General features: G+C 36.2%; 12 protein-coding genes. 8 read left to right on the top strand and 4 right to left on the bottom strand.

Annotated elements, in window-relative coordinates; all coding sequences use genetic code 11:
- Positions 1-433: 433 nt before the first annotated feature.
- Together BBA02S_RS18910 and istB are read left to right on the top strand one after the other, a co-directional pair.
- Entirely contained in the window at positions 434-991 is a 558-nt protein-coding gene (locus BBA02S_RS18910) for a hypothetical protein (RefSeq protein WP_156141514.1), read from the top strand.
- On the top strand, positions 984-1,709 hold the full coding sequence (gene istB / locus BBA02S_RS18915) for an IS21-like element helper ATPase IstB (protein WP_041098503.1): 726 nt from the start codon (positions 984-986) through the stop codon (positions 1,707-1,709). The genes BBA02S_RS18910 and istB overlap by 8 nt, the downstream gene beginning before the upstream one ends.
- Before the next feature lie 469 nt (positions 1,710-2,178).
- Here the strand turns inward: istB and BBA02S_RS18920 are convergent, their stop codons facing one another.
- Positions 2,179-3,030, bottom strand: coding sequence for a pentapeptide repeat-containing protein (locus BBA02S_RS18920; protein WP_041098505.1), 852 nt, complete (start codon positions 3,028-3,030; stop codon positions 2,179-2,181).
- 221 nt (positions 3,031-3,251) lie between these two features.
- On the opposite strand from BBA02S_RS18920, the gene BBA02S_RS18925 reads away from it, so the two are divergent.
- Both BBA02S_RS18925 and BBA02S_RS20865 read left to right on the top strand, forming a co-directional pair.
- Complete coding sequence (locus BBA02S_RS18925; protein WP_125474333.1) at positions 3,252-3,662, top strand: hypothetical protein; 411 nt, start codon at positions 3,252-3,254, stop codon at positions 3,660-3,662.
- Between the two features lie 313 nt (positions 3,663-3,975).
- Entirely contained in the window at positions 3,976-4,116 is a 141-nt protein-coding gene (locus tag BBA02S_RS20865) for a hypothetical protein (protein WP_156141512.1), read from the top strand.
- A 10-nt stretch (positions 4,117-4,126) separates the two neighbouring features.
- Here the strand turns inward: BBA02S_RS20865 and BBA02S_RS18930 are convergent, their stop codons facing one another.
- Positions 4,127-4,525 carry a helix-turn-helix domain-containing protein gene (locus BBA02S_RS18930; protein WP_052475175.1) on the bottom strand — a complete coding sequence of 133 codons (399 nt, stop codon included), beginning with the start codon at positions 4,523-4,525 and terminating at the stop codon, positions 4,127-4,129.
- A gap of 461 nt (positions 4,526-4,986) precedes the next feature.
- Here BBA02S_RS18930 and BBA02S_RS18935 point away from each other — a divergent pair, with 461 nt between their 5' ends.
- The 4 genes from BBA02S_RS18935 to BBA02S_RS18950 all read left to right on the top strand — a co-directional run bounded on the left by BBA02S_RS18935 (position 4,987) and on the right by BBA02S_RS18950 (position 9,930).
- On the top strand, positions 4,987-5,430 hold the full coding sequence (locus BBA02S_RS18935) for an ArpU family phage packaging/lysis transcriptional regulator (protein WP_041098509.1): 444 nt from the start codon (positions 4,987-4,989) through the stop codon (positions 5,428-5,430).
- 100 nt (positions 5,431-5,530) lie between these two features.
- Positions 5,531-7,033: an S-layer homology domain-containing protein gene (locus BBA02S_RS18940; RefSeq protein WP_041114336.1), complete on the top strand. Its 1,503-nt coding sequence runs from the start codon at positions 5,531-5,533 to the stop codon at positions 7,031-7,033.
- Positions 7,034-7,037: 4 nt separating this feature from the next.
- Entirely contained in the window at positions 7,038-9,332 is a 2,295-nt protein-coding gene (locus BBA02S_RS18945; protein ID WP_041114335.1) for a hypothetical protein, read from the top strand.
- Between the two features lie 274 nt (positions 9,333-9,606).
- Positions 9,607-9,930: a DUF3139 domain-containing protein gene (locus tag BBA02S_RS18950; RefSeq protein WP_169799384.1), complete on the top strand. Its 324-nt coding sequence runs from the start codon at positions 9,607-9,609 to the stop codon at positions 9,928-9,930.
- 67 nt (positions 9,931-9,997) lie between these two features.
- Here the strand turns inward: BBA02S_RS18950 and BBA02S_RS18955 are convergent, their stop codons facing one another.
- Together BBA02S_RS18955 and BBA02S_RS20425 are read right to left on the bottom strand one after the other, a co-directional pair.
- Positions 9,998-10,711, bottom strand: coding sequence for a C40 family peptidase (locus tag BBA02S_RS18955; RefSeq protein WP_052475176.1), 714 nt, complete (start codon positions 10,709-10,711; stop codon positions 9,998-10,000).
- Between the two features lie 82 nt (positions 10,712-10,793).
- On the bottom strand, positions 10,794-10,931 hold the full coding sequence (locus BBA02S_RS20425) for an S-layer homology domain-containing protein (protein ID WP_255211765.1): 138 nt from the start codon (positions 10,929-10,931) through the stop codon (positions 10,794-10,796).
- Positions 10,932-10,943 lie beyond the last annotated feature (12 nt).

Genomic DNA, 10,943 nt, shown 5'->3' on the forward strand with positions numbered 1-10,943 from the left:
AATGGAAAGCACAAAAGAGAAGAAATTTATTTTCTAGAAACAGTTAACTTCCTGTATCGAGTGTTATTTAAATCAAAAGAGCATTGAGACTTCTCAATGCTGTTTTACATTAGGTCAAATTCTGTTATATCCGGCAGAATAAAAGTGCAGACTCGAGCAATGATTTTGTGCAGAGGTCAGCACTTTTTTAGTGCCATAAAAAAAGACTTGCCAACCATCTCAAGTCCCTCTGCTGTATAGGTGTCGAATCCAACAGTGGAGGTAAGAGAGGAATGCTAGCAATGTCTGATATTAAGTGTATCAAATTATTAAGAAATCAAAAAGGGCTTTCGATCTCAAAGATAGCCGAAACACTGCACATTAATTGGCGTACAGCCAAGAAATATGCGATGAAGAACAGATTCCAGTTCCGTCTGGCTGCCCTAAACGAGGCATGGTGTATGAAGAGAAATCATACCTTCTTGTATTCCCAGATCGGCCTTACTCTGTGTTTAAAGAAGCAGCCGTCAAATTTAACAAATACAATGAATTTTTACTAGATGATTACTTAATCCACGTCCCTAAAGCCAAGAACCATGTGCATCTGCGCTGTTTAAAAGAATGGAATCGTTTCAAAGTGATCAGCCATGAAGGGGAAACTCTGCTTGAGGACTACCGTCCCTATAGGAAGAAGCGCCGTCTTCTGCCGTGGAATGATATTCTAAAAGGATGGCTGGAAAAAACGCGTTCTATTCATGATTCGCGGTACTTCCCTTATTTTCCGGGTCGTATCAGTGAGTACCTTTCTGTTCCGTCTATTGAGCTGCGAAGGCGCCGAGTAAATGAACTACTTAATTTATTGGTGCAGTACGACATCCAAAAGATTCATGATGATTTTTATCATCTGATTCTTCAGGAAGGCCAGGAAGATGCCCGTCATCCTTATGAGATTAATTGGATAGAGTATGATGCGCTTCAGCCTTCAGTAAAGGAGGGAAAAGCCCATGAATGAACAAGTGGATCAGCTGTGCAAACATCTTCGCTTAGCCTACATAGCAGATATATACGAAGAAATACCATTTGAAAATCCAACGGATTCTCTCTTACAGCTTCTAAAGATTGAAAAAGACGGAAGAGAAAAAGCGAAAGCAGAGAGGAATATTAAAAAAGCCCGGTTTCTGGAATATAAAACATTGGAGCAGTATAAATGGCACAAAGCTATCTGTCTCCCTTCCCGGCTGGATCGTCAAGAATTAGAAAGCCTTCGGTTTATTGAACGAAAAGAAAACCTTATCCTGGTGGGAGCACCTGGCACCGGGAAAACCCATCTTGCTTCAGCACTCGGCCGAAGAGCTTGTGAAAAAGGATATGACGTCCGTTTTTACCGCGTGGCTCATCTTGTGGAAGAGCTGGAAAACGCTTTGGCCTGCGGCAAATGGGCATCATTTCGCAAAAAGCTGGATAAAGCAGATGTTATTATCTTAGATGAAATGGGGTATCTGCCTTTTGGAAAAGAAGGGGCGGAGCTCCTGTTTCAGCTGATTACAGAGTGTTATGAACAAAAGAGCTTGATTTTAACATCAAATCTTGAGTTTAGCCAATGGAATAGGATCTTTACCGACTCACGGCTGACCGCCGCATTAGTCGACCGGTTGATCCATCACGCTCATATTATTTCATACACGGGAAGCAGCTACAGACTAACTAATGCCTTATCCAAGCGTACCTAAAAAATAGAAATATCTGGGTGGCAACCCTCCGTATTTTTCTCTGCAATTCTCTGTACTTTTTTATTGCCAAATACAATAGCCAAAGAACTGAAGGAAAACTCCCTTATTGAAAATCACCAAAAACGCTCGTTTTCGGTGAAAATTTGTTTAGAGTAAAGAATTTGTAGTTGTAAATATTATTAAATCCCTTAACGTATAGTTTTCGTGTTTTGTCGGCGAGACCCCTTTATAAAGCTCTTTCTCATATTTCATTATTCAACAATCGGGCGCGATTGTTGTAGAAAACATAGACTTTCAAACGACTTTATTCTTACATCTATGAAGTGTAAATTAGCAATCACAACAAAAATTAAACATCTTTATTTTTATACCGTCCATAAATATGGACGGTATAATGCGTATTTGAAGCTTCAAAATTAAATATCTTTATTGTCACGTAACACTTTTCAATACGCAAATATATACAAAATTAGTTAATCCAATGAGAAGGTCGATGTATATGAGAGGGTAATGTTGTCTTTACATCACCTTTAGCCGAATTAATTTGCATTTGGGTCAAAAACATACTGGTGGACAGATCAGCGCCACTGAAATTAACATCTCGCAAATCCGCACCAATAAAATTGACTGCCCTTAAATCCGTATTTCTCATATCTGCGGCAATCAAATAGGCTCCCCTAAAATCAGTTGCTCTTAAATCTTTTCCCTTTAACTTTTTACCCATCCAATCAGCTCTGACATGGTTAAACTCTTTAATTTTTCGAAGACTAGGCATTTTATCGATTGTATTTCTCCTAACGAAATCACTCGCTGAAGTAAGCAGTTCATTTAAAGAAAATCGATACATCACCAAATCAAGTGACAATAAATTATCTGCGTCCAACTTCGTTAAATCCTGCAATTCCTTTAACTGTTTTCTCAATTTATCAGCTAAATCATCGGGTATATCGTAAGACAGAGCTTCTGCCACGTACGCTATCATTTCATGTATTTGCTCCATGATGGGAAACACTTGAAACATTTTCTTCCCAATGTCAGGACTTTCTCGCCAACTCTGACCGTTAAAAGTAACTTGAGAAACGACTTGTCCAGCACCCAAACAATCAAATACTGTACAGCCTTTGAATCCTTTCTCCCTCAACTGACTATGAATTTGGCAGCTATAATCAGACTGCAGATTGATACAAGGAGTACCTGCCGGTTTGTTAATCGAAAAATCACTTGATGCTACAATATTAAGTGCTGTGCAACAAAGTCCAAAGCACTTCGTACAATCGGCTGTTAAACTTTCTCTAATATTTTTGGCTGTTTTATTAACCATTTTTCTACCTTCTATCCTTTAGTTAAAAAACTTTTGAATTTATTATACAACACCTAAAGAATCTGGCCTATTTGTTGAACAAAAAAGACGTGGCTTAAATAAAGCTAATATACTTTATCTATTAAAACTACAAGTTACTAAGCAGGGCATTTATGAAATTGATAAACTCGAAAGTCTTCCAGAAGAGGAGAAAATTTCAGATCCTGACGAGGATAAAGAACTTGGAAGTCCAAAAAATGGACACTAATAAGACTGACTTTAAAGAGACTGATTTTAAAGAAGAAGAGCTTGTAAAATTTCTTGTAAGTAAAAATCATAAAAAAGAAAACGCTGAAAAGTTTTTTGCTCGTTTAAAAGAAAAAACAATTAACGGGTATACATACGATGATATATTAACTGCTGTGGAAAGATCATTAAATGATTGTCAAAAAGCAATTTGTGATGAACCTTATATTTGGGCTGTCGGAAAACTTGAGAGATTGCTAGAAGCAAAAGTAAAAGGTAAAAAAGACTCAATTGTTTCTAATTCTGCTAAACAGCCTAAAAGTAAAAAGATAATTCGGGAAGAAACGCTGCCTGATTGGTTTTATGAGTTAAAAGAAGACGAACGCAAAGAAAAAAGGAGGACTTAAAAACGATTCAAAAGAAACCTATGGAAGAGCAAGAGTTAGAGAAAAGGAGAAGAGAGCTGGAAGAGCGTTTAAAAAACAGACGCAAACAACATCAAGTATTATGATAACGAATTAGTTACTTTTTCCCGCAAACAACAATAAATTATATACGAAATATTTGTTTGCGGGAAAAAAATAATGTTAAAAACGTCTGATTTTGTCGAAATTTGTCTAATTTTACATATAATGTAGAAAGGATAAATCAAAAGTTGTATGATAATGGACATGGTAAGACTTCTATTCTTTTGAAAATTTAAGAAAGGACGTTTTTCCAATGGAACTAGCAAAAGAATATCGTGTTAAGCAAACATCATTTAAACAAAGTCAACAGGTAAAAGGACAACCAAGAACAGATATTGACCTAAGAGACTTGATCCAAAAACTAAAATTGGAGATACAATTGATCCGTACTTAATACTTAAATACTATTCTCTTTTTTTCATCATTCTCTGAATGAGTATATATTTGATGGCTTCCTCAATCTCTGCTTGTGTGGCTTCTCTGCCATCTATAATAAAACGATAATTTTTCGTTAATTCTTCAGCAGTTATATATGGATTGTTGTTAACCTTTTTTATCAAGTCAGTTTGATTTCTTGAATAGGTTACTGGATCATTAGTTCGCGTTAGCAAAAAGTCAATAGAAATGTTAAGCATGTCTGCTATTGTCTTCAATGTGTCCATATCTGGTTTCTTCTTATCTCGTTCGAAATGGGAGATAGCAGACTGATCTAATCCAATAGCGTTTGCGAGTTCTCGTTGAGTCAAACCCTTTGTTTTTCTAATATATTTTAGTCGCTTTCCAAAGGTATTTAAGTTATCCATAAATGCGATCCTCCTTTCGTTCAATTTTATACGTTTTATCTCCATTAGTCATATTTTCTCCGAATTTTAATGACCATATTCAAAAAAATTGACAAAATTACTATAGGTCATTTAATATTAAGTTTAATATATGACTAATGGTAATAAAATAAGGGGGAGATTTATATATTTTGATGCAGTATAGAAAAAATGAACGATTGATTAAACTTCGGAAGGGAAAGGGATTAACCCAAAAGAACTTGGCACATGCTTTAAACATGAATCAAAGTATGATTTTTTGTGTTGAGACAGAAAAAAGAATTCGGAAAAGAAAACAAAGTTAAAGTTGCTAATTATTTTGGCGTAACAGTAGAATATTTGTTTTATGAACGTTACATGAATGAAACTGCATAGTCTCATTTATAACTTTAAAATATAATATTACCAATGGTCATAAAATTGGTTTGAAGGAGGTTTGATTAATGGCTCATACAGCAGCAGAGTTCCTATCAGATGACATAGAGGCAGTTATTGAAAATGTTTTAACAAAATGGATAGAGCCATATTATTCAATGAAATTGAAGTCAGGAGTATACAACCCGAAAGTTACTAGTACAATTTCTGATATTTCTTCTTCGCCAAACAATGCTTTTCATAGCAGTACTGAAAGTTTGGTGATTAATAAATTAACAGCAAAAGAGTGGCTTATTTATTTTCATACAAAACTAAGCACTTTACCTGAACAACATCAACAGATTATTGAAAAAAAGTATCTAAGAAGACGAAATGATGGAAAATATATGTCTGATCATAAGGTTTATTCTGATTTGCATTTAAGTAGGACGGTTTACTATATCCGACGAAAAGAAGCTTTATACTGGTTGGGACTTGCCTTAGAAAGTGAAACGAATATGGAAGGAATCTGAATAATTCAATATACCTAGAAAATATTACAAAATATGCCGTATTATTAGTTAATTAGGTGTTTGACCGGAACTATTATCAGTCTTTTGGGAGGGTACTTTAATGAATAAAACATCAAAATTTATTATCACTAGTTTTCTAGGAGCAGGCCTTGCGTTTTCGCCAATCACAGAGAACGTGATAAACATTCTTGATTCCAAAAACATTGTAAGAGTAGAGGCTGCAGCTGCCACTCACAAAAAATTCAAAGATGTGGCGAATGATTCTTTTGCATTTGAAGCTATTGACGAATTAACCAAGAGAGGAATCATTAGCGGCTATAAAGATGGCACATTTCAGCCTAGTGGAACCATCACACGAGGGCAATTTGCGGCATTCTTAGTTCGGTACTTAAATCTGCCAGATGCAGATAGTAAATTTAAAGACTTACCGAAGTCTGCAGCATTGTACAACGATGTGAGTAAAGCAGCTAAGGCAGGAATTATTAAGGGTGATACCAAAGGATATGTAAAAGCCCATGAAAAAGTATCAAGAGCTGATATTGCTGTTATGATTGATCGTGCTATGCAGCTAAAAGGGAAATACAATGAAACGACAGAATTAAATTTTAAGGATAACAACTCTATTCCGGCTTATGCAATGGAATCCGTTAAAAAAATGACCAAGTATGGAATCATTCAAGGAAAAGGAAATAACACATTCACACCAACTGAATATGCAGATCGAGCAGTTTCAGCTGTATTTGTGCATCGTATGGTAGAAACCATAGAAAGTCAGATTGAGCCTCCCTCTAAACCACCTGTGATAGATGATGATTATTACAAATGGTCATATGAAAAAATGAAACAGGAAGTAGGAACACATGTATTTCAAATTCGGGAAGAGTTCTCGGGTAAAATTGTAACGGTAGATGTTGTGAAGAGAGTATGGGATAGATACCAACTTCCGGGGGCAAAGCTTCCTCACCCAAAAGAGTTAGTAAAGAGAGAAGTTGAAGGATTTTCGAATGTGGCAGGTTTAGTAAGTTTATATCCTCAACTTGAGTTGATCGCTTATAATGGGAAAGCTTTAAAAAATACCCCTCTATATCCAAAGGACAAAATGCAAAGTAACCGACAACTAGTTCAATTAGACAAAGTAATTCCTAGCCAACCAACTGAGAAAGGTCAATTCCTTATTGATGTGTACAGTCTCAGTCCGGATTTTGTAACTTACAGAACAGAGGATTTAAAATTTGGTGACTTGAAGGAAAAACCAAAAAATCTAGGAAAAGATTACTTTGTAAATATAGAGGAACTATTTGCGAATGCGACAGGTGTTAAAGTAGCCAAGGATGGATCTGAATTAACATATGAAAACAATAAAGTAGTTTTGACAGCAGGAAAGAAAGCCATGATGGTCAATGGACAAGAACAATCTCTTTCAACAGCACCAGTATTTAAAAATGGATCATACTATGCACCAGCTAGAGAAGTTGCAGAAGCGCTTGGATTATCAGCGAGAAAAGTAATAAGTGGAATTGGTTATGGTACAGGAAGCGAGAGAGGATATAAACTTGAAATTGCTAATTTTGACCTTGAGTTACAACAAGGTATCTGGGAGTAATTGAATGAAAAACAAAGTTATCCTCCTCCTTTTTATCTTGTTCTTCCTTTTGCAACCGATAGCGCAGACAGAAGCAGCCATAAGCGCTTACGATCCTGATATTCCATTGGGTAACTGGAAAACCCCTGCATTCTCTCAATTGTTTAACGTTGAACATAGTGCTGAAAGTAATTTTATCCACACCGAAGACTGGAAAGTGGAGGTAGATGGAAGATTTGCAGGGAACATGATGCTTATGCGCCCAAAAACCAACAATGCTATGGGTTTAACGTTTGTTCATAAGAATATGCTTAGGCAGTGGGGAGAAGCTTTTAATGGGAACCCTGCTTACGTTGAGAGGGAAACTCAACCAAGGAATATAGAAAGTATTCATTATAGTACTACGTATCAACGTTATTATTCCAGAGATATCGCTAGAAGAAGCGGCGCCCATATACCAACAATTCAAGGCTCGGGCGAATATACCAAGTGGGGACATCAAATTGGGATTGTAAAGATAAAAACCACTCCTTTTCCCAAGCCTAATATTACTGGACCAGCTACAGTTAAAAAAGGGGAAACCGTTACTTATACAATCAGTGGTGAAGAATTCAGTCCTTATGAGGATTGGATCAAATGGAAATTTAATGAGGGTGGTACTCGGTTAGATGATGGGCAAGTATATAACAACACTTTTTCTAAGTCGGTAAAAGTGAAGTTTGATAACTGTGGAACTAAAACCCTTAAGTTATATGTCACTGATGAAGTGGAAAGGGAAAAATCAACGACCAAAACAGTCAAAGTAGAAGGCTGCGAGAACGATGGGGGAGGAAGCACACCTGTTGATCCTAATCCCGATCCTGACGAACCAGAGGGTGTCCCTAAACCCCCTGATTCAGGTGAGCAAGGAGGAGCCGGATCAGCTAAAGGAAAAGCCTACTGGGAATTGAGAAGAGCCAATCTGAATGAAGAAAGCCAAGTGTATGTGAAAAGTAGCTTCTCCATTAATGGTAACCACTATGCTACTCGTAATCCTTCTCACTCTGTACAATTTGCAGGGCGTACTATTCAACAGTCAGGAGCAATTCAGTCAGCAGCCCCTGGTCGAGCTGTAAAAGGATCTAACTTAAATTACTCTTTCCAGTACGAATACACAAATTATCCGATTGGATGGCAATGCAGCCAATCTGGAACAGACAAAGAGGGGAATTCGATCTGCTTAAATTGGACATTTAACAGTAATCCAGATTGGTCGAAAGGGCAGACGTTCCGTTTATCCGGCTCTATTCCCATCAATCATAAACAAGGAGACACGATTAAAAATAGTTCCTTAGATAACATATTAGGTCAAAAATTCCTTGTCGGTAGAGAAGATACATGGAATCCGGGGAAAAGTTCAAAAGACTATTTTGAGCATTGGGAAAAAACAGGGAATGTTCCAAAAGCTAACTATGACTTAAAAACACAAACTACCTTGCCTATTACACCGGGAATGCTTAAATATCAAGTAGAATTACCTTCGGGAGAACATTTAAAATCTGGATTTGAGACACTGAAAAAAGAGAAAAGCCATGGTTTCTTTTTTCCGGCAGATGTAGATGACAGTTTGAAAAAAGATTATAAAAACCGAAGCAGCTATTCTTCGTATCAGTATGCATTTCCTTTACAGCAAAGTGTAATGAAGGACAAAGGTACAACTGGAAGTAAACGGGCATTTGAGTATGAATATGTTACGGATCTATTCTTTACAAGTAAGTACACTGGATATATGGTGGGGACACCTTACACTCAAAAGGTGAAACAGCATTTTGTGAAGGGTACGTCTATTCCTTCTCACAGCTCTTTGATGAAAGAAGGAGAGCAAAAGATCCAATCTTCATTCAAAGAAGACACAGGTGAGGCATTTGTTGATGAAGTCCTATATACGAAGTCAGAGAGCGAAATACAGCGACTTCAGCGATATGCCATTCCAGTCAGCCCAACGTCACCGTTAAAACCAAAAGAAACCTATAAAAATCACATTGTCTTAGAAAACATGGGATTGAGTGATTTAATCTTTGAATATGATCAATCATTCAAGTTTAATCATTATCTTTTTGGTTCAGGTGCGGATGAAGCTTGGATTATTGAACAGCCAGAGTCAAAAGTAAAACTGGATCATTTAAAACCAACAGACATTCATACAATTATCATTGAACATGACAACAAAAAACAAATGCTTGATTTAATTCTTGATCGGCCGAAGGAAAAGCTGCATAAGTTCAGGGTAACTGATCGAGCTTTCATTCCAAAAATCGAGAGCATCGTTGGTGATCTGTAAAGTAAAAAGCAAGAGACTTGTCATTTTAGTCTCTTGCTTTTTTGTGAGATAAAAAGTCTTATGGTGTAGAAAAAAGACAATATAAAATGAAGGTCTAAATTAGTAGATTATCTCTATATTTTCCTTGTTTAGGAAAAACAAAAAGTGTAAAATTATACTATAAATGTAATAATATGAGGTAATTTTATTGTGAATGAATTTGTTTGTGGAATGCAAGCGGATACTCCCTTTATTTACAATAAAGGAAATATATAACATGGAGATGAGCAGGATAATGAATCTCAAAAAAACATTGATTAGTGTGTTAATTTTATGCTTTGTTGTGACGCTGTGTTATATGCTTTATCAGAGAGTGATGTTTGGTGAAAGAACAGAACGTGAAGAATTATTAGAAGCTGTTGTTTGGAAACTGCAAGAAGAAGGATACACATCAGAAGATGTTGAAAGTATTACTATCAAATATGCTTACTTTAAAGGCGGTACTCGCCCTTATGATGCTTCTGTTGTCTTTAAGAAAGATACTGGAACAGCAATTCTATATGGGTGGAAAACCCCTAAAAAGAAAGAAGTTGTTAATGTGGGAACTACGTCTCCTTGAAAAATTTTATACAAGGTTTAATAAAAAGCCTGTGACTTAGAGAAACAAAAGTCACAGGCTTTTATGTTTACCACTTTATAGATTTGACTGTCTTGAATCCATTGTAATTTTGATAGCTCTTGTTAAGATAATGATAAGGTGCGATAATACCCGGTATTATCCATTTGGTCTGACTTGGAGTCTGAAGAATAACCTTATATCCTTTTTGAGCACCATAATAGTATGCTTGCCATACTATTTTAGAACAATAGGTTGATTTGAATCCCTTTATTGAACCAGTGAATCCATAATCAAGGTTGGAATAACGACCACCATTAGACTTAACATAATTGGAGCTTGCCCATTTAGCAGCATCATAAGCTCTACTGGAAGAATTAAACCTAACAACTTTTGTTGCCGGGTAATCAGATAACCATTGATTTATTGAAATAACTGCTGGTTTAGCGCCCGGACCTCTAATATGTAATACATTCTTAGGATTGGTTAAAACAATGCCTGTATGTCCTAATAAGCCAGAAGAATCTGTTGATTTTGTTACCAATATGTCTCCGGCTTTAAAACTAAAACTTCCAGCTTCTGGGGGCACGGAATTGAGATCGTCATTATCAATTTCTCCAGGGTAAGATCCTGTTCTATTCATTTCCTCCAAAGCTTGTTGATAGTGAAGATTAGTAAGTTCTTCATCTGTTAGATCACTATTTGCAGCAGAAGGGTTGCTATCAAAAAGAAAAGCAGATAAGAATAGTACTAATGACAACAAAGACATTAATATCCTTTTCATTTTTCTCCATCCTTTTCCTTTTATGATTTTACCTATAATATCTAACGAACAATACAATTTTATTGCATCATAGATATTCTTTTTATTTTTCTTGCTGTACGTATGGATAAAAAGAGTTTGTAAGAAAAGCAGCAAATTCTCCACGGGTGACTTCACCATTTGGCTTAAAGGTTCCATCTGGAAAACCCACAATAATTTTACGTGAAGCTACTGCCCTAATTTCCTTGTACGC

It is taken from the genome of Bacillus badius NBRC 15713, assembly GCF_001591605.1.
In the GTDB taxonomy this organism is placed as follows: Bacteria; Bacillota; Bacilli; order Bacillales; family Domibacillaceae; genus Pseudobacillus; species Pseudobacillus badius.